Origin of the sequence: Bacillus cereus group sp. BcHK124 (genome assembly GCF_027712065.1) — a bacterium.
Lineage (GTDB): Bacteria > Bacillota > Bacilli > Bacillales > Bacillaceae_G > Bacillus_A > Bacillus_A pacificus.
In genome coordinates this window covers 1-25,016 of the sequence record NZ_JAQFPJ010000006.1, presented here as the reverse complement: position 1 = coordinate 25,016, position 25,016 = coordinate 1, and the positions used below count along the sequence as shown (strand labels likewise).

Sequence of the window (25,016 nt, the reverse complement as noted above, 5' to 3'; positions counted from 1 at the left end):
TATTTGCGATAAATTTAAAATATTTTTACAAATAAAAATATTATTTATAAAAATTGTATATATGTACAGTTGGCACGTCAATTGCATAAAAGAAAGTGAGAGCTTTAGGGGGAGGAGGAGTGTTTTGTGAGGCATTGCGACGTTTTAATAATTGGCGGCGGTATTATTGGCTGCTCGATCGCTTATTACACTTCGAAATACGGAAGAGACGTAACAATCATTGAAAAAGGAGAATTTGTCAGCGGGACGTCTTCACGGTGTGACGGAAATATTTTGGCTATTGATAAAGACCCAGGATTTGATAGTCAAATGTCGTTAGTAAGTCAAAAATTAGTAACGGATTTAAGTGAAGAGTTAGAGCACTCATTTGAATATAGGGCACCAGGAAGTATTCTCGTATGTGAGTCGGATGAAGAGATGGAAGCAGCGCAGCAATGGGTCAATCGTCAACAAGAAGCTGGTTTACCGTTTCGAATGCTTGATAGGCAAGATATAAGGGAAGAATCACCATTTTTCGCAGATGATTTATTAGGCGGGTTAGAATGCGCAACAGATTCGACTGTAAATCCATATCTTCTTGCTTTTGCACTTCTTGCAGAATCGAAGAAATTTGGTACGAAAGCTTTTAATCATACGGAAGTAAAAGAAATGAAAAGAGATATAGACGGTTCCTTTATTGTAGAAACGACAAATGGGACGTTTACTGCGAAGCAAGTGGTGAACGCAGCGGGTGTGTGGGCTCCGAAAATCGGACAAATGTTGGATGTAAATATCCCGATTGAACCGAGAAAAGGGCATATTATTGTAGCTTCAAGGCAACAACACGTTGGTTGCCGTAAAGTAATGGAATTTGGTTATTTAATTTCTAAATTTGGCGGACAACGAAAAGTGGATGCTTTAACTGAAAAATATGGGGTAGCCCTTGTATTTGAGCCGACAGAAAGCCAAAATTTTTTAATTGGTAGTAGTAGAGAATTTGTAGGGTTTCATACGAGGATAAACAACGAGGTTATCAAATGCATTGCGAATAGAGCAATACGTTTTTATCCAAAAATGGCGGATATGATGGTGATTCGTTCCTATGCTGGATTACGCCCATGGACAGAAGATCATTTGCCGATCATTTCACGTGTGGAACATATCCCGAACTACTTTATAGCGGCAGGGCATGAAGGGGATGGCATTAGTCTTGCTGCAGTTACAGGAAAAGTGATTGAAGAGTTATTAAACGAAAAAGAAACAATCATTCCTATTGAACCACTTCGTTTGAGTCGTTTTACAGAAAGGGTGTTAAACGGATGAGGTCACAAAGAGTCTTTACGACGATTGATACACATACGGGCGGGAATCCAACGAGAACATTGATTAGCGGCCTGCCTAAGTTAATAGGAGAGACGATGGCAGAGAAGATGTTACATATGAAAAAGGAGTATGACTGGATTCGTAAATTGTTAATGAATGAACCGCGTGGTCATGATGTAATGTCAGGAGCACTATTAACAGATCCGTGTCATCCTGAAGCAGATATCGGTGTTATTTACATAGAGACAGGTGGATATTTACCGATGTGTGGTCACGATACAATTGGTGTATGTACAGCTTTAATTGAATCAGGTTTAATTCCGGTTGTTGAACCGATTACCTCGTTAAAGTTAGACACACCAGCCGGGTTAGTTGAAGTCGATATATTTGTTCAAGGTGGAAAAGCGAAAGAAGTCTCATTTTGTAACATACCAGCTTTTTTACTGAAAAATATTACAGTAGACGTCGAAGACATTGGAACTGTAGAGGCTGATATTGCGTATGGAGGGAATTTTTATGCCATTATCGATGCGAAATCAGTAGGGTTAGAGTTAGTACCAGAAAATGCATCTACAATCATAGATAAGGCAATTCATATAAGAAATATCATTAATGAAAAATTTGAAATCATTCATCCAGAGCATTCGTTCATTAGAGGATTAACCCATGTTGAATTTTATACAGATCCTACTCATGAAAGCGCTCATGTGAAAAATACAGTTGTCGTTCCGCCTGGAGGAATTGATCGTTCTCCATGTGGTACAGGAACATCAGCAAAGTTAGCGGTATTATATGCGAACCAAAAAATTGAGATTGATGAAGAGTTTGTTCATGAGAGTATCGTTGGTTCTTTATTTAAAGGGTGTGTCATAAATACGACAAATGTTGAAAATATTGAAGCGGTCGTAACGAAAATTACAGGTTCAGCTTGGCTTATGGGGATGCATAGATTTTTTTACAATGAAAAGGATCCACTGAAAGAAGGCTTTTTGCTAATTCCGCCGATGGAACATGAAACGGAGGATGTAAAATGAACATTCAAAAAATGTATACAGCAGTAGACGTACACGTAAATGGCGAGGCATTCCGTGTAATAAAAGATGTACCATGCAAGTACTACTACAATTTAGAACAATTAAACGAACAATTTTCAGGTGAATTAGCAGAAGAAATGCAGCTTTTATTAAATGAACCGCGTGGTTTTATCGGTTTAAATGGATGTATCGTCGTTCCTTCTATTCATCCTGAAATCGATGCAGCTGTATTATTTTTTAATCATGAAGGGTCAATACCTCTTCATTACGGAGGTATTGTCGCAGTCATAACGATGTTACTAGAAAGCGGATATTTAAAAAAGAGAGAGACGAATCAATACAAAATCGAAACGTTATCTGGCATATTTTTAGTCCATGCGTATGTAGAGAATGATGAAGTTGTATCTGTTTCGTTTGAAAGTAAAGTATGTTATATGATTGAGAAAAATTTACAAGTTGAAAATATAAGTTACTCTCTCATACAGGCAGATAAAGTATACGCAGTTGTAGAAAAAGATGCGTATTCACCAGAAATTCATATTGAAAACATTTCTGAATTGAAAAAATGGGGAGAAAGTACACTACAAGCTATACAAAAACAGTCGTTAATAAAAAGGCTTATTTTAGTAGATTCTTCGCAAAAAGAAAAGAACCATATAAAGTCGATTACCTTTCATGAAGATAACTTTATCGTACGATCGCCAGGTTTTGTTTCTACTATTGTGTCTTATGTTCACGCGTTATTTAAAAATGATTATATAGCGGATAAACCTTTTATAAATGAAAGTATATGTAATAGTTTTATAGCAGTTGAAAAAGTGAAGAAGGAAGAACTGGGTTGCATTTTCCGTTTTGAAAGTAGAGGTTTTATTACAGGGATGCAGACGTTTCTATTAGACTCTACAGATCCGTTTCCGACAGGATTTTTATTAAAATAGTAAAGGGAGAGATAAATATGAAAAATATTAAAGGGGCATTTCCAGTATTAATCACACCGATGGATGAGTTTCAAGAAATTAATTGGAACGGTGTAAAACAAAATGTAAACTACTTTATTGAGCAAAAAGTGGCTGGCATTATTATAAACGGAAGCACAGGAGAGTTTGTTAGTTTGTCAAAAGAAGAGCGATTTAAAATGGTAGAAACAGTATTAAAAGAAGTGGATGGTCGTATTCCGGTTATTGTTGGAACTGCTGCGGAGACGACGAAAGAGACGATTGAATATACGAAACATGCAGAAGCGCATGGAGCGGATTGTGCATTAATTATAAATTCGTATTATTGTAAACCGAAAGAAGAGGAAATATATTTTCATTTTAAAGAAATCTCAAACGCTGTAAATATACCAATTATGTTATACAATAATCCGTTTACATCTGGTGTTGATATGAGTACAGAACTCATGCTACGCATTGGAAAAGAGTGTGAAAATGTTACACATATTAAAGAATCTAGCGGAGATATTCGAAAAGCAAGAGATTTAGTAAGACAAGGCGAAGGTGCGTTTCAAGTATTCTGTGGATCTGAAGATTTAGTTATGGAATCTTATTTAGTTGGTGCGACGGGCTGGGTTTCAGTAGCAGGTAATATCGTACCGGGACTTGTTACGAAAATGTATGAGCATTTCCAAAATGGTGAATTAGAAAAAGCTTGGGAAATGAACGATGCGATTTTACCTCTTTGTGAGTTTCTTGAAGGGTCCGGAAAATATGTACAAATCGTTAAACGCTCAATGGAATTACACGGGCAAGCTGGAGGGCCTTCTCGCTATCCGAGACTCGGATTAACTGAAGAAGAGGATCAAAAGCTTCAAATGATTATTTCAAAAATTGCAGCTCATGCAGCTGTTTAAATAAGGAGGAGAGCATATATGTTAACGAAAAACATTGAACTAAAACCAAAAGTGAAAGCGTTTTTAAATGAAGAAATTAAAATGTTTATTAATGGTGAATTTGTTCCTTCCATTAGCGGGAAGACATTTGAGACATACAATCCAGCAACTGAAGATGTTTTAGCTGTTGTATGCGAAGCACAAGAAGAGGATATTAATGTCGCAGTAAAAGCGGCAAGATCTGCATTTGAATCAGGACCTTGGGCAGAAATGACTACTGCTGAAAGAGCACATCTTATTTATAAATTAGCAGACTTAATTGAAGAGCATGGAGAAGAATTGGCGCAGTTAGAAGCTTTAGATAACGGGAAACCATATCAAGTAGCACTGGATGATGATATTGCAGCGACTGTAGAAAATTACCGCTATTATGCGGGATGGGCTACGAAAATTATCGGGCAAACAATTCCGATTTCAAAAGATTACTTAAATTATACACGCCATGAACCTGTTGGGATTGTAGGACAAATTATTCCTTGGAATTTTCCGCTCGTTATGTCTTCTTGGAAAATGGGAGCTGCACTAGCGACAGGTTGTACGATCGTATTAAAACCAGCAGAACAAACGCCTTTATCGTTATTATATACAGCGAAACTTTTTAAAGAAGCAGGTTTTCCAAAAGGTGTTGTAAACTTTGTGCCAGGTTTCGGCCCTGAAGCGGGAGCTGCAATTGTAAACCATCATGATATTGATAAGGTAGCCTTCACAGGTTCAACAGTTACAGGAAAATATATTATGCGTCAATCTGCAGAAACTATTAAACATGTAACGTTAGAACTTGGTGGTAAATCACCAAATATCATTTTAGAAGACGCTGATTTAGAAGAAGCGATTAACGGCGCATTCCAAGGTATTATGTATAATCACGGCCAAAATTGTAGTGCTGGATCTCGCGTGTTCGTTCACCGAAAACATTACGAAACAGTCGTAAATGAACTAGTAAAAATGGCGAATAACGTGAAACTTGGAGCAGGTATGGAGAAGGAAACGGAAATGGGTCCACTCGTATCTAAAAAGCAACAAGAGCGTGTACTACATTACATTGAACAAGGAAAAGCAGAAGGCGCTACTGTTGCTGCTGGTGGTGAACGTGCATTTGAAAAAGGTTATTTTGTACAGCCAACGGTATTCACAAATGTTACTGATGATATGACAATTGTGAAAGAAGAAATTTTTGGACCAGTTGTCGTTGTACTTCCATTTGATTCAACAGAAGAGGTAATCGAAAGAGCAAATCGCTCGTCATACGGACTCGCTGCAGGCGTATGGACACAAAATATTAAAACTGGACATCAAGTTGCCAATAAATTAAAGGCAGGAACAGTATGGATTAATGATTATAACTTAGAAAATGCAGCTGCACCATTTGGTGGGTTTAAACAATCTGGAATCGGTCGTGAGTTAGGTTCATATGCGCTTGATAATTACACAGAAGTGAAGAGTGTTTGGGTAAATATAAAGTAATAGAGAATCTAACTGTTAATAAATAGAGGAATGAAATAATGAGATAGGCGGACAACTGGAAGATTTAATAATAGTTGTCCGTTTTCTTATATATAAAATAGTTTTCAAAAGAATGATAAGGGGGATTTGGATGGAGCAATTAGTAGAGTGGTTAGTAGGGCAAGTATGGAGTATTGGATTAGTTGTTTTCGCCTTAGGAGCAGGTGTGTATTTTACAATTGCAACTCGTTTTCTACAAATTCGTTATTTTAAAGAAATGATTAAACTATTATTTGAAGGGAAGAGCTCTGAGACGGGAATTTCATCCTTTCAAGCATTTTGTTTAGCGTTATCTGGTAGGGTTGGAATAGGTAATATTGCAGGGGTTGCGACAGCTATCGCTTTTGGCGGACCTGGAGCTGTATTTTGGATGTGGGTAATGGCACTATTAGGAGCAGCTAGTGCATTTGTTGAATCAACATTATCTCAAGTATATAAAAGTAAAGTTGGAAATGAATATCGCGGTGGTACACCATATTTCATTGAAAAAGGCTTGAAAATGAAATGGTTTGCAATCATTGTAGCAGTCGTTGTAACACTTTCATATGGCGTTTTATTACCAGGTATTCAATCTAGTAGTATCGCAGTGGGATTTGAAAACTCTAACGGTATTAGTAAATATATAACGGGTATATTGTTAGTCTTATTATTAGCAGCAATCATTTTTGGTGGCGTAAAGAGAATTGCAGGCGTTTCACAAATGCTTGTTCCATTTATGGCAATTGGATATGTAATTGTTACATGTATCGTATTAATTGCGAATGTAACGGAAATTCCAAGTATGTTTGCTTTAATCTTCTCTAGTGCTTTCGGTATAAATGAAATGTTTGGTGGAATCGTCGGTGCAGCAATTGCATGGGGCGTAAAGCGCGCTGTATTTTCAAATGTAGCTGGCGTTGGAGAAGCGACGTATAGCTCTGCTGCGGCTGAAGTATCTCACCCAGCAAAACAAGGGTTAGTTCAAGCGTTTTCTGTATATATTGATACAATTGTCGTATGTACAGCGACAGCTCTTATGATTTTAATAACAGGTATGTATAATGTTATACCGGAAGGGAAAAGCGCTATTGTAAAAAATATAGGGAATGTTGATGCTGGCCCAATTTATACTCAACAAGCAGTTGAAACTGTTATGACTGGGTTTGGTCCATTATTCATTTCAATCGCAATCTTCTTCTTCGCTTTTACAACTTTACTCGCTTACTACTATATCGCTGAAACGACACTTACTTATTTAGATCGTGAGCTTAAACATAGTTGGTTAAAACCAGTTTTGAAAATTGGATTTTTAATTATGGTTTACATCGGTAGTGTAGAATCAGCATCGCTCTTATGGAATCTTGGAGATTTAGGAATCGGTAGTATGGCATGGTTAAACTTAATCGCGATTCTACTATTAAGCAAAATTGCATTAAAAGTGTTAAAAGATTATGAAGCACAGAAAAAAGAAGGGAAAGATCCAGTGTTTGATCCTAAAAATATAGGGATTGAAGGACTAACTTTTTGGGAAGAAAGAAGTAAAGAGATTGAAAGGAAAAACTATAAAGAACAATCAGTAGTGGATGATAGTCTGAAATTGTAGTTATAATAAACTGAATATTCATTCTTTTTAGGTGGCGTATATTGCCTTCTTTTCATCACATACTACAATAGGTACATATAATTGGAATGGAGGTAATAATAAAATGGCGCACGAACAACATAGTTCAGTAAATGACGTTCTACATCATTATAAAGAAGGTATCGGTAGTTTTACAAACCAAATTCCTGAAATTGCTGAAACATATAATGCATTCACGCAAGCTTGTTTTCAAGAGGGTTCTTTAACAAAAAGGGAAAAACAACTTATCGCATTAGGAATTAGTCTAGCAACGCAAGATGAATATTGTACCGTTTATCATACAAAAGGTTGTCTTGATCAAGGGTGTTCAGATAAAGAAATTCTGGAAGCGTGTGGTGTATCAGCAGCATTTGCTGGTGGAGCTGCAATGAGTCAAGCAGTAACTTTAGTACAAGAGTGTTTAACAGAACTGAAAAATCATAAGCATTGAATAGAAAAGAACGTTTTAAACTTTATGTTTAAAACGTTCTTTTACGTGAGATTAAATTTGAGTATGAAAATTAGCTTGTATGTGATGTAGCAAAGTAAGATTCTTAAATATAGTGGGAATGAGAAACAACTATTTATTTTTAAGATTTTCTAAAAAGTTTCAATTGTTTCATATAATCAATAGCTTTTGTTTTGTTTTTTTGATTACATACATATTTGAATTCATTCTTATCTCGATAATAACTATTCATTATTTCCTTTGTAAGAATTCCATCGGAAATAGCTTTTTTAATTGCGCAATGTGGTTCATTTGTATGAGAGCAGTTAGAAAATTTACAGTTCTTAGATATCGCTTCTATATCCTCATATCCAAGATCAAAGTCGTCCTTATGATGTATTAAGTCAAATCCTATTTTGCTAATGATTAATCCCTCCATCATTCATACATTCTAAAAGTATGCTCTATTTAAATATATATTTCCTTTTAGTATTCTGTTATTCCTTCTTTAAAACTTGGTACAATGAAACAAAAGGGGGATTAATAATGCAAAATTTAGTAATTGAAGAGATTAAGCAAATAAAAGATGAGGTGGAAGAGCTTTCTAACCTTTTGAAAACAGTTGTAGATGATGGGGCGTCAATTGGTTTTTTACCTCCACTGGAACAAAAAGAATCAACGAAGTATTGGCAAACTGTTTTAGCGCCAGAAGTGATATTATATGTCGCTAAAATAAACAATGAATTGGCAGGGAGTATTCAATTACATTTAGTTACAAAGCCTAACGGAATTCATAGAGCCGAGATTTGTAAGTTAATGACTCATCCCAACTTTAGACGTAATGGTATTGGACGTTTACTTATGCAAAAAGCAGAGGAACGAGCGAAGCAAGAAGATAGGTCTCTTTTAGTGTTAGATACGAGAGAAGGAGACCCTTCTAATAGATTGTATAAATCATTAGACTATCAAGAAGTTGGAAAAATACCAGAATACGCGATTTCTCCAAATGGTAATTTAGATGCCACAGTTATTTATTATAAAGTTTTATAAGTTACGATTAAAAAGCTATCATGCTCAAAATAATAAACCACCATTTTTAACACCGTCTATATTTCTCTAGCGGTGTTATTTGAATTTATTTAATGTACAAATTGAATTTGAGAAAGTTTTTAGAGGGTTCTGTTTGTATGGTCTCTCGACTTATAATGGATGTAGAGAAGATGACTAGGCAACTATAGTTATTTTCGCTTTATTATGGGAAAGGGGATGACGAGATGAAAACGAAAGGTTTACAGAAGGTGAAGAAAGTTATATTAAGTGGTGGCATATTACTTACGGGATTGTTAACTTTCGGTTTTTCAGAAAAAGCTTCAGCTCATGGATATGTTGAATCACCAGCGAGTCGTTCTTATTTATGTAAGCAAGGGGTAAATGTAAACTGCGGACCAATTCAATATGAGCCGCAAAGTGTAGAAGGAATAGGTGGATTCCCGCAATCAGGACCTTCGGATGGTCAAATCGCAGGAGCTGGCCATTTCCCTGCTTTAGATGTACAGACTGTAGATAGGTGGAAGAAATTTACTTTAAACGGTGGGACGAATACATTCAAGTGGAAACTAACGGCTCCTCATAGTACGAAAGAGTGGAAATATTATATTACGAAGAAAGATTGGAATCCAAATAAGCCTTTAACGAGGTCTGATTTAGATTTAGTGCCTTTCTATGTGAAAAATGATGGAGGAGCTAGACCTGGAACTTCCGTAACACATGAAGCAAATGTACCTACTGATAGAAATGGATATCACCTTATTTTAGCTGTGTGGGAAATTGCAGACACTGGGAATGCATTTTATCAAGTTATCGATGTTAACCTTGTAAATAATGGTTTGGCATCGAATTTTCCGCTAAATCATGTAGTGCAAGCTCCTAGCTTATTTTAAATAAAGTGAAACTTTAATCAGTGGGGGTCTTACTGCACATTAAAGCGGGATAAAATATACATTTCGATCATCTAATTCATTTTAGATGATCTTTTTTTACGAAAAACGATGAAAAATATAGAAGAAAGTGCAATTATTTATAAAAAATTATGCTTTAAATATTGTCATATTTGCTTCTTTAAGATATCCTTTTCATGAAGAGGTGGAAAACATGGAAAAAGTACTAGTTTTCGGGCATAAAAACCCAGATACAGATGCAATTTGTTCTGCAATTGCTTATGCAGAATTGAAAAAAGAATTAGGAATGAATGCTGAGCCTGTACGTTTAGGCGAAATCAGCGGTGAAACTCAATTTGCGTTAGACTATTTTAAAGTAGAAGGACCGCGTTTTGTTGAGACAGTTGCAAACGAAGTGGACAACGTTATTTTAGTTGACCATAACGAGCGTCAACAAAGTGCTAACGATATCGAATCTGTTCGTGTGTTAGAAGTTATTGACCATCACCGTATTGCTAACTTTGAAACAAGCGATCCTATTTACTACCGTTGTGAGCCAGTTGGTTGTACAGCTACAATTTTAAACAAGATGTACAAAGAAAACGGCATTACAATTCGTAAAGAAGTTGCAGGTTTAATGTTATCTGCAATCATTTCAGATTCTTTACTATTCAAATCTCCAACTTGCACAGAGCAAGACGTAGCAGCAGCTCGTGAATTAGCGGAAATCGCTGGTGTAGATGCTGATAACTACGGCTTAGAAATGTTAAAAGCTGGTGCTGACTTAAGCGGAAAAACAATGGAGCAATTAATCTCTCTTGACGCTAAAGAATTCCAAATGGGTAATGCGAAAGTTGAAATCGCACAAGTAAACGCTGTTGATACGAACGACGTTCTTGTACACCAAGCAGAACTTGAAAAAGTTATCTCTGCAGTAGTAGAAGAAAAAGGTTTAGACCTATTCTTGTTTGTTGTAACTGATATCTTAACAAACGATTCTGTCGGTCTTGCGATCGGTAACGCAGCAAACGTTGTTGAGAAAGCATACAACGTATCTCTAGAAAACAACACTGCTACATTAAAAGGTGTAGTATCTCGTAAAAAACAAATCGTACCAGTATTAACAGAAGCATTCCAAGCTTAATTTTATTGAGTACAGATAGAAAAGGACAAGTAGTCGGATTGGCTACTTGTCTTTTTCTATCTGCAGAAAACAGAAGATTCAATTTTTTAATAGGGGGTTTGTGTATGCTTAATGAATTTGAAAGTAAATTACAGTCACTTTTAGAGCGAAATATTACTTCTGTTTTAGAATTAGAAAGTTGGCTTTTCGATGAACTGTGTGTAACCGCTGAAGTAGAAGAGGAGATAACAAGTAGTTTAATCGCCACGTATAGAGATACAGATGACAGAAATATGCGTGATTTACATATGTATAATCAAAATACAATTCAACCACTTTTAAAAAGATACACTGCAAAATTTGACGAGAAATTTAGAGAGTGTCCGTTTTTCGACTTATTAGATGAGCGGAAATATGGATTTATGAAAAAAGCAAGATTTGTGAAGAGTAGAATGTTTAATGAAGAAAATATTGCTCTTTCTATTAAAGAGCAAGAGCTTATTACGAGGTATAGAGAAATAATGTCTAACATAACAATTAATTGGGAGGGAGAGCAAAAGACGTATGCATACGTTAAGGCACAGCTAGATAACTCTAATAGAGCTATTCGTGAAAAAGCTTGGTACGCTTTATGTGAAGCAAGAAGTGCAGTGAAGATGGAAATAGATTGTATTATGAATGAGCTCGTACAATTACGGAATGAGCTCGCTTTAAATGCAGGATTTCATAATTATAGTGAATATGCTTATAAACAAAAAAACAGAGATTATAACATTGAAGATTGCTATAAGCTCCATGAATCTATAGAAAAGTATGTTGTACCAATTTGGAAACAATTAGGGAGTATTTCTAAAAAGAATCTCGGTGTAAAAACGTATCGCCCTTGGGATCTTACTCCATGTAATATACTAAAAGCTCCATTTCAAAATGCCATTGATTTATTGGATGGGTTGGAAGAAATGTTTCGGAAGACAGATTTATATTTTTATGAGGAATTTATCCATATACGAAAAGCAGGATTAATTGATGTAGAAGAACGTGAAAATAAAGCACCAGGAGCTGCTTGTTTTACCTTGCCTCATAGTAAAGAGGTTTTTGTGTATTCTAATTTTAGTCCATCATTTTATGCGATTAATGCGCTCATACATGAAGTGGGACATGCATTTCATTTTTATAAACAATTTAAAAATGATAGTAGCATGCAGGAAAGGTATCTTCGTGAAGAGGTGGCTGAGCTTTATTCCCTCAGTCTTGAGTTACTAGTAATGGATAAGCTTACTATTTTTTATAAGCAAGAGGATGAATATAAAGAAGTGCAGCGCGTACAATTATATCGTGCTTTGTCTTTATTATTGTCGTCAATTGCAGGAGATGTATTCCAGCATTGGATCTATACAAATCCAAACCATACACCAGAAGAGCGTGATAAGAAATACGCTGAACTATGCAAAAGGTATCAATATTCATCAGTCAATATTGACGGATTAGAAGATGAAATTGGTTCGAGTTGGGTAGAGTCATTTCACTTTGTTCAGTTTCCTTTTTATAAAATTGAATATGCAATTGCGCAAATAGGAGCAATGCAATTGTTTCAAATTTATCGAGAGGATCCAGAAAAAGCGATTACTTTCTTTAAAGAGGGAGCGAGTGCAGACTGGAACCTACCAATACAAGAAATATATGAAAAAACAGGTATCACGTTTGATTTTTCGGAAGAAAGGATAGAAAGTACTGCAAGTGTAATTGTTGATCTGATTAATGAATTAAAATAAGGATAGCATTAGCTATCCTTATAGCTGTTTGTTCGTAGATTTTTTCTTGTTTATATAAAATGTAATAATAGCTGTAATGAGAAAAATAGGTATAGCATACGCTTGCCCAACAAACAACTTCCAGCCCACATGATTATAACCTTGAGATGCTGGAGCAATCATAGCGATTACGCAAACAATAATATAGAGTACTAGTGCAGGGAGTATATTTTTCACTTATTCACCTCCTTCTAAAGATAAAATATTTTATCATTCATATATTTTAATTAACATTAAGAGCTTTGAAAAGTAAATGTACCATTATTTGTAGTATTATAATATTTACAAAAAGTGTACTATGTTTAAATAGGGCAATGGGATTTCAAATCTTAAAAAAGTGAATTATAAGTAAAAAACGATGGTTTTATGGTAAAAGATATATTTTTTATTTTTAATATCATTATATAGCATGTTGAGAGAAAAATGTGTAAAATAGTTAATTTTACTTATGCAAGAGAAGAGGTAAGAGATAAATGAAAAGGTTATGCATAATTCCATGCGGAAAGAAGAAAATTTGGGATAAGTATCCGGATTACGGGCCTATGGAGGCAAAAGATGTATATATTAGCCCGTTCGGAAAAGCGTGTCAGGCGTATGCAACGATGTTTTTTGAGAATTGGGTTATATTATCGGCGAAGCATGGATTTTTAAGGCCAAATGATATTGTACTAGAAAACTATGATCTTGCGTTTGATTCAAAGAGCGATAAGGTAATAAGTATAGAGCAATTACAAAAACAGATGGTAGATAAAAGTTTACTACAGTTTGACGAAATCGTCTTACTTGCAGGGAAAAAGCATAAAAAAGTAGTAACAAAGCTATATCCAGAAGAAATGATTACATATCCGTTAGAAGGATGTAAAGGAATTGGATATATGTTGCAGAGGTTGAAAGAGGCAGTGAAGGAAGAGGAGGAAATATAAGTATAGTTTCGGTCACCATGAGCTTAAACTGTTTTTAGGGAGCTAAAACGTAAAATAGAGTTTTTAAGCATCGCCAAAAAGGTGATGCTTTTTGTTCGTGTCACCACTTTTTATATCGAAAACGATTTGCCTTCACCTATAGAAAATGTAGGACGTATGGGGACAGTTAAGATTGTAAGAGGGAATAGCAATAAGACAAGTTTTGAATATGATATTAAGAAAGGAGATGTTGATAAATAATGGCCAGATATAGTTTGCATGGAGGACACAATAGTATTGTTCAAGGGGCTAATTTTGGGAATCGGAAAGAACACGTTCTAGATAGGCAAGTTAAAGATGCTGTGGCGACTAAGTTAAGATCCCTAGGACACACGGTTTATGACGATACGGACGAGGTAGGGACAACTCAATCACAAAATTTAAATAATATCATTCGGAATAGCAATTCCCATGCTGTGGATTTAGTTATTTCTTTTCATCTTAATGCAAGTGATGGAAATGGACAGGGTGTTGAGGTTTTGTATTATGATCAGAAAGATTTGGCGGCTAAAATATCAGCTCAACTAGCAAAAGATATTGGATGGCGTGATCGAGGTGCGAAACAACGTACAGATTTAGCAGTATTAAATGGAACGAAGGCACCGGCTATTCTTATTGAATTAGGATTTATTGATAATGAATCCGACATGGCAAAATGGAATGTTGATAAAATCGCTAATTCTATTGTATTTGCTCTTACAGGACAAACTGGAGGAGGTGCAACGGACTTGCTCAAAGTAAAAACTGGTGGTGTAGCATTTAGCAATTTACAAGCTTTGGCTCAGGCGATGGTTGATGCGGGTATTGATGGACAAATTGTCGTTCAGAAAGATGGCATTGGTTATGCTATAACGAATGGCTATCCGTCCGGAAATATCGATAAATTTACAGCTTGGTTAGATGCACGTAAATGGTACTATGAGTACTTGAGATAAAACGAAAATTAGTTTGATTAAAAACTAAAAATTGTCTTATTTTTAGTTAACAAGTATATTAAGTAATTAATAATTATGTAACTATAAATATGGATAATTTATATGTAAAGTAGTACACAAAACCACCTGTCAGAAAGGTGGTTTTGTGTATCCCGCTTTAATGGGCAGTAAAATTCATACCTCAAAATTCGGATGAAGCTAAGAAATTAGCTGGGAATTGCACTGCTTGTGGCCTCCTACTGATTATAGTTTAGAGCTTTGTAAGTCTTTACTTATTAAACCAGTAATAATATTTTATTTTCTCAATACATAAGCCGAATTTTAAATTATTACTAAATAATACAATACTTCTCATACTATTTATTAGATGATAATAGCAAAAAAACAAGCTTTGAATATAATAACGAAAAAGGAGATGTTAAATAATGGGTTACATTGTAGATATTTCGAAATGGAATGGCAACATTAATTGGGATATCGCGGCTCCACAATTAGATTTTGTAATTGCACGTGTGCAAGATGGTTCAAATTATGTAGATCCTTTATATAAAAATTATGTACAAGCAATGAAAGCAAGAAATATTCCGTTTGGTAATTATGCGTTCTGTCGTTTCGTTTCAGTAGAGGATGCACGGATAGAGGCGAGAGACTTTTGGAACCGTGGTGATAAAAATGCAACAGTTTGGGTAGCTGACATAGAAGTAAAAACAATGAACGATATGAGAGCAGGTACACAAGCTTTTATTGATGAATTACGAAGATTAGGAGCTAAGAAAGTCGGTTTATACATCGCTCATCATATGTATGCTCCATTTGGAATGGCAAATGTTAATTGTGATTTTGTATGGATTCCTCGTTATGGTGGTAACAAACCAGCCTACCCATGTGATATTTGGCAATACACAGAAACAGGGAATGTAGCCGGCATAGGAAAATGTGATTTAAATAAGTTAATGGGAAATAAACCGTTAGTTTGGTTTACTAATCAAACTGTTGAACAATCGACAAAACAAGAAGGAGTTGGAATTATAGTGAATAAATTTAGTAAAGTTGTTACGTATGAATTTGGTACAGCGTTAGTAGTAGAAATGTTAGGAATGATGGATGCTCTTGGGTATGAATCTCGTATTATCTCATATGGAGATAAACAAGGATTAGTTAGATTTGAAACAGCATATCGCCAAGGGAATGAATTAGATCGAGCGACAGCGTGGTTAGATGCTAAAGGACTTAAATATTTTTATACAAAAGAATAGTTTGCTAAATAAAAAGCCGTCATGTGACGGTTTTTTATTTTTATGTAATCTTTTAACTCTACTTATAATATGGAGAAAATAGACTAACAAACAAGCCATTGTATACTTTCAAACATAGAATATGATGCATTCTATCAAGGAGGAAGCATATTTATGAGAAATACTTGTCATTGTGGACATTTTCAAGATTGTAATAAATTTTGGGATGATTTGATGTTTGGGAGATATAGATGTAAACGCAATGATTTTCACGAGTGTTGTTGCAAAGAGAAACCGAAGTGTGAGTGTGAAAAATATCATTGTAAAACAAAAGCGAAATGCCATTGTAGGCGTGAAGAGGAAGGGTATTAATAAATAAAAAAGAGTACGATACGTACTCTTTTTTGAGGTGATTATATTCCATCTTGAACAGATTTCTTTACAATTAACCATGTGTCTTTCTTTTTAATCGTTATAGCTACATTAGTTCCATTAGATTCCTTATAAAAGATATATCCATTGTTTGAGTTTACATATGTGACTGGTTCGCCTATGCAATCTCGCGAGCAGGATTTGTTGACTAGTTCAATTAGGGAGAGTTCGCTTGGATCTGTTTTACTTGCTTCTATAACAGCATCAAGGTTCGTTTTTCGATAGCCTTGTAAGTTGATATGAAAAAACTGCTCTATTTCTCCTGTAATGCTAGTATTCATTACTTCTACTGAATTCTTTTTTTCTTGAAGAAATCCGTTTTCATAAAGTAATTTTGTATATCCAATCCATGCTATTAATACTAGCGTGAAAAATATACCCGTCATTTTAAGCGTTCGTAGTCGTTTACTTACAATAGTTTCTGAGTATTTCATTCAGTCTAATCCTCCAATGTTTTTAATTTAAAATATGCTTGGATACATACTTTTAGAAGAGGGTGAAATTTGCTGAGTTTTCAATAAAAAAGAAAACATCCAGAGTTGGATGCTTTCTTTTTTGTATTTTTTGCTATCTGTTAGTTACTTGTTTCATAAGTGGTCTAATTTCTTTAACCGGTGGTTTTTTATCGTATACATCAACGTAAGAAAAATAATAATTTAAGTTTCTGAGAATTCCTTTTCCTATTTTAGCACTTAAGAAAGGAAAGACTTGTCCAGTATAATCATCAAGAGATTTACAGTAGTATTTTTCATCTAAATATATACTGTATTTACATGTTAGTTCTACTAGTGAGTTTCCTTCATCATTAATTACTTCCTTAGAATCAATAATGTCTATTAATGCGAATTTTTCATTTAGATAAACTTTCTTCTTTTTCTCATATTTATTTGTGAGTATAAATACGAGACCAATGGCGTTAATCAAACTGTTTCCTCCTATAAAAAACGGATATTAATAAAATATATCGATATACGTTAAATGTAAAGAGGACAGGTGAAATATCATTGATAGAAAGTTCAATAAGCCGATTTGGTTTTCAAATCGGCTTATTGTTATTGAAATACTTGCGGGAATTGCTTTACGATTGCGTTTGTTATCATGTCGGCCATTTCTAAAGCTTCTTTTTCAATTTTATCGTACAGTTTTACGCCTGCTTCATAATCTTTATTTAGGAATGCCAGTGCTTCTGCCTTAGTTAGTGCTAAATGTTCATAAAACATGTTTCTAAATGCTTCTTTATCAATATATGGGTTAATGCTAGTAAGAAATGCAACAATTTCATCTCCGTTAGCGTACCATTTTTTCTCTATAGCAGTAGCTGAATTTTGATCACCAGCTTTTGCTGCTTTAACAAGATCCGCTGCAATTACTAAGTGGTCTTTAATTAGTGCACTATATTTTTTTACAGCATCCTCACCATAGAATGGTTCAAGCGACAGTCCCATATGTGTTGCATTTTGAAGAAGCCGCCCAACTGTAATGTTTACGTCAGGTAAATTAAAAACAATACTTATAATAGCTAATCTCGTCCAAGCAACGTGTTGTTCCCATAAGGAACGCATATAACCTTTTAAAAAATTCTCGTTTTTACTAATTCGGTAATTACGTACAGATGTATCAAACTGTACATAAGGGTTATGATAGGGGGAGTAATACGATTGCCAATAAGGATACATAAACGGTAACACTCCTTTGAACATGTATAACTCAAAGTATGATGGGAATTTATATTTAGTTACGTGTCCTCGCTTATTTTTAAAAATTGAGTGTTTTAATTGTGATATACAGATAAAACGAATATAAAGCAAAAGATGCTCTGCAAGGGAAGTTGCAGAGCATCAAAAGGGTATTGCCGAGATGTCGGACTCGACTACGTAATATTATCATAAAATTCGCTTAAAAAAACCTGGTAAATGTGTCCAAATGAAAGTGTATCTTTAATAAAGTCAAAGGGATCTGCTTCCCGCGGCAGATCCCTTTGACTAGATAATGTCGATGAGCAAAAACTCATCTGGAGTACTTTAATAGTAACAAGTGAAATTCGTTTTGTGTATTGAGAAAAAAAGATTTACTTTATTAAATGTTAAAAACTTATATTTTACTTCTTGCTATTATCATCATTTGTTGTGAGTGGAGTATGGTTATAAAATGGAGAAAAGATTTACAATCACATCTAAAAGTGTACTGAAATATATATAAATCAAAAAAGACCTGCACAAATAAGCAGGTCAACTTAAGGGGGGTATCAAACAGAATATTTCATATGTTAACAACTGTATTGTATTAAGTCTATAAGGTTCATATTGAGAAAATTATTATGAACAATCTATTTCGCACGTGTATTAACGTTTAAAAAGTTGAGAAAGAAAATGAAAAAGCTTTCTATAAGAAAATAATGGTTGGTACTTATAGTATGATTCATATTTCCACGCTTCATTATTTGAGAATTGGGGTTGGTTCGATACGCTTTTCTGTTTGATGAAACTAATATTATGGTGCTTCATATAGTAACCTCCTGAATTCATATGTATAAGATTAGTAGTATTCAAGGAGAATTAATAAAATGTGTATTTATTTAGAAATTCGTTATAGTTGTTAATCCATCTCTAAAACGTAAAGAAGCATAAAATAATGAAAAAGCAGGACATTAGTCGTGTATTCAGAACTTTCATGACGCATAAGAGATGATATAATAGGAGTAGATGAAAGATAAAGAAAAGCAGGTGACTCTTTTTTGTTTACAAAAGCACAAGAACTTTTAGCGTCTTATTTCGGTTATTCGTCATTCCGAAGAGGACAAGATGAAACAATTAAAAATGTATTAGATGGGAAAGATACAGTTTGTATTATGCCTACAGGTGGTGGTAAGTCAATTTGTTATCAAATTCCCGCATTAGTATTTGAAGGAACAACGTTAGTTATATCGCCTTTAATATCGCTTATGAAAGACCAAGTAGATACATTAGTACAAAATGGTATTTCAGCTACATATATTAATAGTTCTATTTCAATTACAGAAGCGAATCAACGAATTCAATTAGCGAAACAGGGCCATTATAAGTTACTTTATGTAGCGCCAGAGCGACTTGATTCAATGGAGTTTGTTGACCAACTGATCGATATGAAAATTCCGATGATTGCCATTGATGAGGCGCACTGTATTTCGCAGTGGGGACATGATTTCCGTCCGAGCTATTTACATATACACCGTATATTAGATTACCTTCCAGAAAAGCCGCTCGTATTAGCATTAACTGCTACGGCAACACCACAAGTTCGTGATGATATTTGCAACACGCTTGGAATTAATCAAGAAAACACGATTATGACAACGTTTGAGCGCGAGAACTTATCATTTTCTGTTATTAAGGGACAAGATCGTAATGCATATTTAGCGGATTATATTCGTCAAAATCAAAAGGAATCTGGGATTATATATGCAGCTACTAGAAAAGTAGTTGATCAGTTGTATGAGGATTTAATGAAAGCGGGAGTTTCTGTATCAAAATATCATGCCGGTATGAGTGATAACGATCGAAATGAGCAACAAGAACTCTTTTTACGTGATGAAGTGAGTGTAATGGTAGCCACATCTGCGTTTGGGATGGGTATTGATAAATCGAATATTCGTTACGTTATCCATTATCAACTTCCAAAAAATATGGAAAGTTATTATCAAGAAGCAGGACGTGCTGGCCGTGACGGATTAGATAGTGCATGTATATTGCTTTATTCTTCTCAAGATGTACAAGTACAACGCTTTTTAATTGATCAATCGACAGGAGAGTCTCGTTTTTCAAATGAACTTGAAAAACTGCAAAATATGACTGACTACTGTCATACAGAACAGTGTTTACAATCATTTATTTTGCAATACTTTGGAGAAGAACCAAAAGAAGATTGTGGCCGCTGCGGTAATTGTACAGACGACCGAGAAAGTATCGATGTGACGAGAGAATCGCAAATGGTTTTATCTTGTATGATTAGGACGAACCAACGATTTGGTAAACAAATGATTGCACAAGTACTAACTGGATCTAAAAATAAGAAAGTCATTGAATTTAATTTTCATACTTTGCCAACTTACGGACTTTTATCAAATCGTAGTGTAAAAGAAGTGAGTGAATTTATTGAGTTTTTAATTTCAGACGAGCTAATTGCAGTTGAACATGGTACTTACCCGACACTAAAAGTAACGGAAAAAGGGAAAGAAGTGTTACTTGGTAAAGAGAATGTTTTACGTAAAGAACGAGTAGAGACAAGACAAATCGTTCAAGATCATCCTTTATTTGAAGTACTTCGCGAAGTACGTAAAGAAATTGCGCAAGGAGAAGGGGTACCTCCATTCGTTATTTTCTCTGACCAAACGTTGAAAGATATGTGCGCAAAAATGCCGCAAAGCGACTCTGAACTTTTAACTGTGAAAGGGATTGGTGAACACAAACTTGTGAAGTATGGTTCGCACTTCTTACAAGCAGTTCAGCACTTTATTGAGGAAAACCCAAACTATGCTGAAACTATTAAAACAGAAGTGGTGACAGAGCGGAAAAAATCAGGGAAAGCTTCAGCAAATTCACATTTGGAAACGTATGAAATGTATAAACAAGGTATTAATCTAGATGAAATTGCGAAAGAACGTGGATTATCAAGACAAACGATTGAAAATCATTTAATTCGTTGTTTTGAAGATGGAATGGAAGTAGACTGGAACAGTTTTGTTCCTGCAGAATACGAACAACTGATTGAAACTGCTGTGCAAAATGCTGATGGTGGTCTGAAATCGATTAAGGAACAACTTCCGAATGAAGTGAGTTACTTTATGATTCGTGCTTATTTACAAATTAGAAAGTAGTGACATGTAAAGGGGATAGGGATTTATGCATCACGTTTTTGTGTATGGCACGCTAAGAAAAGAGCAAACGAATGCTCATTATATGCAAGGTGCAATATGCATTGCAGACGAAGCATGGACGTATGGCGAATTATTTGATACAAACGAAGGGTTTTTAGCAGTTGAATGATTTTATAGACAGGTATAAACATTCATTGTCATATGTGATAAAGTATGAGTGTGGAAAAATTATTAAATTTAAAAACCGTAACTGAATTATTAGATGTTTCCATTAAAACATTACAACGATGGGATGCACAAGGGAAAATAAAAGTCGTTCGCACTCCTAGTGGTAGAAGACGTATTCCTGAAAGCAAAGTGCATCGCATATTAGGTGTAGAAAATATAAAAACAAATAAAAAATTAGCTATTTATGGTCGTGTTTCTTCAAACGAACAAAAACAAAAAGGAGATTTGGAACGTCAAATCTCCTTTTTGTTCAAGAAAAAATGGAAAAATTACATTTTTCTTCTATTGTAACCTTTTCGGATGTCGGTTCAGGTTTGAACGATAAACGAAAAGGTTTGTTAAAACTAATGGATTTGGCGAAAAAAGGAGAGATAACAGATATAGCTATCCGTTATCGAGATCGATTAACACGTTTTGGCTATGGCTATTTAGAAGAATATTTTAAAAACCACAATATAACTATTCATGTATTAGATGAAAAAGAAAATACAAAAAGTATACAAGAAGAGTTAGCGGATGATTTAATTGGCATTATTACCAGTTTTTCAGGAAAATTATATGGACTACGAAGTAAAAAACATAAGGAGTTGCAAAAAACAGTAGAGGAGGAAATCATTCGTGTTCCAAACGTACAAAACAAAACTTCAGAACACGAATGTTCTGAGTAGTAAAGGTATAACAATCAACACTTATGAATACTATCAACAATTCGCAAAAGAATTTGGTCGTATCGAACGCAAACTATTTGTGGATTTATATGTGCGTGGTCACAATGAAAACCAAACAAAAGTACGCTATTGTCTTTTATACGACCTTACTTCTCGTCAATATAATAGCATTAAGAGACAATTAGACGGACGTGTCAAAGCACGTAGAGAACTACAAAAATTATATATAAAAGAAACAACAGAAAAAATCATTCATTTACAGGGTGTAATCATAAAGAAAGTGGAACAAAAAGAAAAAGCACATGAAAAATTGCTACAAATGAATGGGAAAGAAAATAATTTTACAAAAAAGGTAAGAAGTTATAGAAAACAAAAGCATACCATTCATCAAAAGAAAAGAAGATTATATCGTTTAGAACTAAAATTAAAGCGATTACAAGAAGATGAAAAAAATAAAAAAATTCGTATTTGTTTTGGTTCAAAAGAATGGTTTCATAAACAATTCCATTTAGAAGAAAACAAGTTAACCTTTAAAGAATGGAAACAAAAATGGCAAGAAAAACGTGCTGCTCAATTTACGTTTATTGGTTCGAGTGATGAAAAGAACGGCAATCAAACCTGTATGTATGACACCGACAATCATTTACGGATTCGTGTAGATAACCAAAATGAAACAACATATGGCACACATTTTACTGTTCCGAACGTTGTGTTCCCTTATGGTCAAGAACAATTAGACGCAGCAAAAATAGGTCGAGTGGGATATACAAAGGGAAAAGGAAATAAAGTAACGTACTATCGTGCCTTAACCTTTAAATTCATTCGAGAAGAAGATAATTGGTATTTGTGTGCGACTGTGGATGTTGATATGCCAGACATTCAAACCATAAAAGGGAATGGATGCATTGGAATTGATTGTAACGCAAACTTTTTATCGGTAACGGAAACAGACCGTTTCGGAAATCCAATTCATACATTCGATGTTCCATTTAAGGGATACAATGTTTCTTCGGAAGTTGCCGAACAAAGTTTAAGTGTAGCATTAAAACAAGTGGTCGAATACGCATTAGAAAAGAAAAAACCAATTGCTTATGAAGATTTAGATTTTAAAAAGAAAAAATTACAGCTTCGTGAAAGTAGTAAAAATGGAGCAAGACTATTAAGTGGTTTTTATTATAGTCGTTATAAAGAACTTTTACAGCATAAGTGTTTAAAAATAGGCGTAAAAGCAATACCTGTTAACCCTGCTTATACCAGTCAAATTGGTCATACAGTATTTATGAAACGGTATGGATTAAGTTCTCACGGAAGTGCGGCTTGTGTAATTGCAAGAAGAGGGATGGATTTGACATTTGAAAAAGTGCCGTATGCTTGTCCATTAGGGTATCCGAAAAAAATGAATCGTTCGATGGAACGAAAAAAACAATGGGCTTCGGCAACAAAACATTGGAAACAACATACGTTCCAACAAAAAATATATGTATTATCTAAATTAGGATAGTTTTAAATTAAAACAAAAAAACGGTGGTGGCAATGCCATGGATAACCTGTAAGGAAGACTCCGTGCCCATGAAATCGTCGTGACAACAAAGTGCAGTAAAAAGTCGAGCTAACAGCTCCTACTGAGTCAGGGGTGACCTCTGATCCTATGAACTGGAACTTCGAAAGGAGGGAAAGGGCAATTGTGACGTCAAATATTCGGTAGACGTGGGTGAGATTCCCTGTGGCGAATCGTACAAGGCACACCGTTTTGGCTTGTGCGTGACGAATGTATACATTTGTCTAGTTTTTTTAAAACGGTATCCAGCGATGATTTGTTCAAATAAAGATAAGGTATATGGAGAAGTTTATGAAGTAAATGATGCTGTTCTGTAAAAATTAGATGAACTGGAAGAATACACAGGTAATGCAGAGAGTGATTTATATGACCGAATCACCGAAACAATATACTTTGGTGATAGAGAAATACGTGCATTTGTGTATGTTGCTCAAGACAAAGAGATGCTGAAGAAAGTTATCATTTCTGGTGATTGGGTAGAATATCAAAAAGGACAATAAGAGCAGCCGTAGAGCAGATAGTGGGATTTTCCGTTATCTGCTTTTTGTTTTACCACTTCCAAAATTCTTATTATTTCGATAAATTGTAAATATAGGAAAAAAATATGTTTTTTCATAGGTGTCAGAAAATTAGTCGGTCACCTACAGCGGGAAAACTTATTACAGGAGGAGAATAATGAACGAATTAGATGTGAGGGAGTTTTATCAAAAACAATTTGAACTGTCGAATTACGATATAAATACAGAAAGCTGGTTAGAGCAGCTCGCTAAAGAAGTTAAAGAGCAAATTGGACATCCATTTCAGTCGATGTTAGAACTGGGAGCAGGAAATGGCGGTTTTGCAAGGGCGATGTCTAAGTTACGTGTAAAGATGACTACTGTTGAGCTTGTACGAGAGTTAGTTATGTTTGCAAAAGAGCATTCTACTAATGATATTGCTATTCATTGCGCTGATTTTTATAAAATTAATTTTGAAGAAAAGTTTGATGTTGTTAGTTATTTAGATGGGTTTGGTGTAGGAACAGATGATGAACAATTGATTTTATTGAAACGGATTAAAAATTGGATGAAGGATGATGGATGTGCACTTATTGATATTTATCAACCATTGTATTGGAAAAAGGTAAGTGGACAAGAAATGCTCTTAAGTTCAGCTATGCGAAAATATGAATATGATAGCATAAATGAAAGAATGTTAGATCATTGGTGGCATCCTAATAATCCAAATGATATAGTTACACAGTCTTTACGTTGTTATACGGTAGATGAGATTAGTAATCTATGTGCTGAAGCTAGTCTAAGTATAGTTGGGATTTTCCCAGGAGGAGCGTATGACTTTGAAGAGGGAAAATATAAAGAGCAAGCGTCGTTAAATGAATGTTTATCATATCGAATAAAAGTAAAAAAGAGTAAGGATTAAATGAAGTGACCCCTAAAAGTTAGACACGGTTATTTCATTAGGCAGCTTGATCCAAATGAGTCCGGTATTGTACCGGGC

General features: G+C 34.7%; 22 protein-coding genes and 4 pseudogenes. 21 read left to right on the top strand and 5 right to left on the bottom strand.

All coding sequences use genetic code 11. The annotated features are described in order from the left end of the window. Positions 1–126: 126 nt before the first annotated feature. The 7 genes from PDK19_RS11565 (at position 127) to PDK19_RS11535 (ending at position 7,781) form a co-directional block, all read left to right on the top strand. Positions 127–1,302 carry an NAD(P)/FAD-dependent oxidoreductase gene (locus tag PDK19_RS11565; protein WP_270707134.1) on the top strand — a complete coding sequence of 392 codons (1,176 nt, stop codon included), beginning with the start codon at positions 127–129 and terminating at the stop codon, positions 1,300–1,302. Next, positions 1,299–2,336, top strand: a complete 1,038-nt coding sequence (locus PDK19_RS11560) for a proline racemase family protein (protein ID WP_270707133.1) — start codon at positions 1,299–1,301, stop codon at positions 2,334–2,336. Before PDK19_RS11565 ends, PDK19_RS11560 begins: the two co-directional genes overlap by 4 nt. Further along, on the top strand, positions 2,333–3,274 hold the full coding sequence (locus tag PDK19_RS11555; RefSeq protein ID WP_270707132.1) for a proline racemase family protein: 942 nt from the start codon (positions 2,333–2,335) through the stop codon (positions 3,272–3,274). Before PDK19_RS11560 ends, PDK19_RS11555 begins: the two co-directional genes overlap by 4 nt. 17 nt (positions 3,275–3,291) lie before the next feature. Further along, the gene (dapA, locus tag PDK19_RS11550; protein ID WP_270707131.1) at positions 3,292–4,188 is read left to right on the top strand and encodes a 4-hydroxy-tetrahydrodipicolinate synthase; all 897 of its coding nucleotides are present in this window, start codon (positions 3,292–3,294) and stop codon (positions 4,186–4,188) included. An 18-nt stretch (positions 4,189–4,206) separates the two neighbouring features. Beyond that, positions 4,207–5,691, top strand: coding sequence for an aldehyde dehydrogenase family protein (locus PDK19_RS11545; protein WP_270707129.1), 1,485 nt, complete (start codon positions 4,207–4,209; stop codon positions 5,689–5,691). 130 nt (positions 5,692–5,821) lie between these two features. Next, on the top strand, positions 5,822–7,312 hold the full coding sequence (locus PDK19_RS11540) for an alanine/glycine:cation symporter family protein (protein WP_000437003.1): 1,491 nt from the start codon (positions 5,822–5,824) through the stop codon (positions 7,310–7,312). 31 nt (positions 7,313–7,343) lie between these two features. Continuing rightward, entirely contained in the window at positions 7,344–7,781 is a 438-nt protein-coding gene (locus PDK19_RS11535) for a carboxymuconolactone decarboxylase family protein (RefSeq protein WP_011040414.1), read from the top strand. Positions 7,782–7,920: 139 nt separating this feature from the next. Here the strand turns inward: PDK19_RS11535 and PDK19_RS11530 are convergent, their stop codons facing one another. After that, positions 7,921–8,217 carry a hypothetical protein gene (locus PDK19_RS11530; RefSeq protein ID WP_000398675.1) on the bottom strand — a complete coding sequence of 99 codons (297 nt, stop codon included), beginning with the start codon at positions 8,215–8,217 and terminating at the stop codon, positions 7,921–7,923. 107 nt (positions 8,218–8,324) lie between these two features. Between PDK19_RS11530 and PDK19_RS11525 the strand changes: the two genes are divergently transcribed. The 4 genes from PDK19_RS11525 (at position 8,325) to PDK19_RS11510 (ending at position 12,610) form a co-directional block, all read left to right on the top strand. Further along, the gene (locus tag PDK19_RS11525) at positions 8,325–8,828 is read left to right on the top strand and encodes a GNAT family N-acetyltransferase (RefSeq protein ID WP_016717707.1); all 504 of its coding nucleotides are present in this window, start codon (positions 8,325–8,327) and stop codon (positions 8,826–8,828) included. A 224-nt stretch (positions 8,829–9,052) separates the two neighbouring features. After that, positions 9,053–9,718 carry a lytic polysaccharide monooxygenase gene (locus PDK19_RS11520; protein WP_270707127.1) on the top strand — a complete coding sequence of 222 codons (666 nt, stop codon included), beginning with the start codon at positions 9,053–9,055 and terminating at the stop codon, positions 9,716–9,718. A gap of 211 nt (positions 9,719–9,929) precedes the next feature. Beyond that, positions 9,930–10,859, top strand: a complete 930-nt coding sequence (gene ppaC / locus PDK19_RS11515) for a manganese-dependent inorganic pyrophosphatase (RefSeq protein WP_000416846.1) — start codon at positions 9,930–9,932, stop codon at positions 10,857–10,859. A 104-nt stretch (positions 10,860–10,963) separates the two neighbouring features. Then, a complete protein-coding gene (locus PDK19_RS11510; RefSeq protein WP_270707125.1) occupies positions 10,964–12,610 on the top strand; it encodes a M3 family oligoendopeptidase in 1,647 nt (548 codons plus the stop codon). Between the two features lie 18 nt (positions 12,611–12,628). Here the strand turns inward: PDK19_RS11510 and PDK19_RS11505 are convergent, their stop codons facing one another. Then, on the bottom strand, positions 12,629–12,826 hold the full coding sequence (locus tag PDK19_RS11505) for a DUF4017 family protein (RefSeq protein WP_000789868.1): 198 nt from the start codon (positions 12,824–12,826) through the stop codon (positions 12,629–12,631). Positions 12,827–13,122: 296 nt separating this feature from the next. Between PDK19_RS11505 and PDK19_RS11500 the strand changes: the two genes are divergently transcribed. From PDK19_RS11500 to PDK19_RS11485, 4 genes and pseudogenes are all read left to right on the top strand, one after another. After that, positions 13,123–13,572 carry a DUF6884 domain-containing protein gene (locus PDK19_RS11500; protein ID WP_016717703.1) on the top strand — a complete coding sequence of 150 codons (450 nt, stop codon included), beginning with the start codon at positions 13,123–13,125 and terminating at the stop codon, positions 13,570–13,572. A 239-nt stretch (positions 13,573–13,811) separates the two neighbouring features. Continuing rightward, complete coding sequence (locus PDK19_RS11495) at positions 13,812–14,546, top strand: N-acetylmuramoyl-L-alanine amidase (RefSeq protein WP_000135295.1); 735 nt, start codon at positions 13,812–13,814, stop codon at positions 14,544–14,546. Positions 14,547–14,971: 425 nt separating this feature from the next. Next, complete coding sequence (locus PDK19_RS11490; RefSeq protein ID WP_016717701.1) at positions 14,972–15,802, top strand: GH25 family lysozyme; 831 nt, start codon at positions 14,972–14,974, stop codon at positions 15,800–15,802. A gap of 217 nt (positions 15,803–16,019) precedes the next feature. Beyond that, positions 16,020–16,210, top strand: a pseudogene (locus tag PDK19_RS11485) (hypothetical protein). On the opposite strand, the gene PDK19_RS11480 reads toward PDK19_RS11485, so the two are convergent. From PDK19_RS11480 to PDK19_RS11470, 3 genes are all read right to left on the bottom strand, one after another. Continuing rightward, a complete protein-coding gene (locus PDK19_RS11480) occupies positions 16,195–16,647 on the bottom strand; it encodes a hypothetical protein (RefSeq protein ID WP_270707120.1) in 453 nt (150 codons plus the stop codon). The pseudogene PDK19_RS11485 and the gene PDK19_RS11480 sit on opposite strands and share 16 nt — an antisense overlap. A 133-nt stretch (positions 16,648–16,780) precedes the next feature. Beyond that, on the bottom strand, positions 16,781–17,137 hold the full coding sequence (locus tag PDK19_RS11475) for a cytoplasmic protein (RefSeq protein ID WP_270707118.1): 357 nt from the start codon (positions 17,135–17,137) through the stop codon (positions 16,781–16,783). Positions 17,138–17,265: 128 nt separating this feature from the next. Continuing rightward, positions 17,266–17,889 (bottom strand): hypothetical protein, encoded by a 624-nt coding sequence (locus PDK19_RS11470; RefSeq protein ID WP_014893647.1) that lies wholly within the window; start codon positions 17,887–17,889, stop codon positions 17,266–17,268. A gap of 1,058 nt (positions 17,890–18,947) precedes the next feature. Between PDK19_RS11470 and recQ the strand changes: the two genes are divergently transcribed. The 6 genes and pseudogenes from recQ (at position 18,948) to PDK19_RS11440 (ending at position 24,938) form a co-directional block, all read left to right on the top strand. After that, positions 18,948–21,065, top strand: a complete 2,118-nt coding sequence (recQ, locus tag PDK19_RS11465; RefSeq protein WP_000494287.1) for a DNA helicase RecQ — start codon at positions 18,948–18,950, stop codon at positions 21,063–21,065. 25 nt (positions 21,066–21,090) lie between these two features. Continuing rightward, positions 21,091–21,228, top strand: a pseudogene (locus tag PDK19_RS11460) (gamma-glutamylcyclotransferase); the annotation flags it as partial. 50 nt (positions 21,229–21,278) lie between these two features. Next, positions 21,279–21,961, top strand: a pseudogene (locus PDK19_RS11455) (IS607 family transposase). Continuing rightward, positions 21,912–23,462, top strand: coding sequence for an IS200/IS605 family accessory protein TnpB-related protein (locus PDK19_RS11450; RefSeq protein ID WP_270707116.1), 1,551 nt, complete (start codon positions 21,912–21,914; stop codon positions 23,460–23,462). Before PDK19_RS11455 ends, PDK19_RS11450 begins: the two are co-directional and overlap by 50 nt. A 299-nt stretch (positions 23,463–23,761) precedes the next feature. Beyond that, positions 23,762–24,019 (top strand): annotated as a pseudogene (locus tag PDK19_RS11445) (gamma-glutamylcyclotransferase family protein); the annotation flags it as partial. Between the two features lie 175 nt (positions 24,020–24,194). Continuing rightward, positions 24,195–24,938 carry a class I SAM-dependent methyltransferase gene (locus PDK19_RS11440; RefSeq protein ID WP_270707114.1) on the top strand — a complete coding sequence of 248 codons (744 nt, stop codon included), beginning with the start codon at positions 24,195–24,197 and terminating at the stop codon, positions 24,936–24,938. Positions 24,939–25,016: the final 78 nt, after the last annotated feature.

Coding starts and splice junctions, on each gene's coding strand:
- PDK19_RS11560 (WP_270707133.1), top strand. CDS start 1,299: ATGAGGTCACAAAGAGTCTTTACGACGATTGATACACATACGGGCGGG.
- PDK19_RS11555 (WP_270707132.1), top strand. CDS start 2,333: ATGAACATTCAAAAAATGTATACAGCAGTAGACGTACACGTAAATGGC.
- dapA (WP_270707131.1), top strand. CDS start 3,292: ATGAAAAATATTAAAGGGGCATTTCCAGTATTAATCACACCGATGGAT.
- PDK19_RS11545 (WP_270707129.1), top strand. CDS start 4,207: ATGTTAACGAAAAACATTGAACTAAAACCAAAAGTGAAAGCGTTTTTA.
- PDK19_RS11540 (WP_000437003.1), top strand. CDS start 5,822: ATGGAGCAATTAGTAGAGTGGTTAGTAGGGCAAGTATGGAGTATTGGA.
- PDK19_RS11530 (WP_000398675.1), bottom strand. CDS start 8,217: ATGGAGGGATTAATCATTAGCAAAATAGGATTTGACTTAATACATCAT.
- PDK19_RS11525 (WP_016717707.1), top strand. CDS start 8,325: ATGCAAAATTTAGTAATTGAAGAGATTAAGCAAATAAAAGATGAGGTG.
- PDK19_RS11520 (WP_270707127.1), top strand. CDS start 9,053: ATGAAAACGAAAGGTTTACAGAAGGTGAAGAAAGTTATATTAAGTGGT.
- ppaC (WP_000416846.1), top strand. CDS start 9,930: ATGGAAAAAGTACTAGTTTTCGGGCATAAAAACCCAGATACAGATGCA.
- PDK19_RS11510 (WP_270707125.1), top strand. CDS start 10,964: ATGCTTAATGAATTTGAAAGTAAATTACAGTCACTTTTAGAGCGAAAT.
- PDK19_RS11500 (WP_016717703.1), top strand. CDS start 13,123: ATGAAAAGGTTATGCATAATTCCATGCGGAAAGAAGAAAATTTGGGAT.
- PDK19_RS11495 (WP_000135295.1), top strand. CDS start 13,812: ATGGCCAGATATAGTTTGCATGGAGGACACAATAGTATTGTTCAAGGG.
- PDK19_RS11490 (WP_016717701.1), top strand. CDS start 14,972: ATGGGTTACATTGTAGATATTTCGAAATGGAATGGCAACATTAATTGG.
- PDK19_RS11480 (WP_270707120.1), bottom strand. CDS start 16,647: ATGAAATACTCAGAAACTATTGTAAGTAAACGACTACGAACGCTTAAA.
- PDK19_RS11470 (WP_014893647.1), bottom strand. CDS start 17,889: ATGTATCCTTATTGGCAATCGTATTACTCCCCCTATCATAACCCTTAT.
- PDK19_RS11440 (WP_270707114.1), top strand. CDS start 24,195: ATGAACGAATTAGATGTGAGGGAGTTTTATCAAAAACAATTTGAACTG.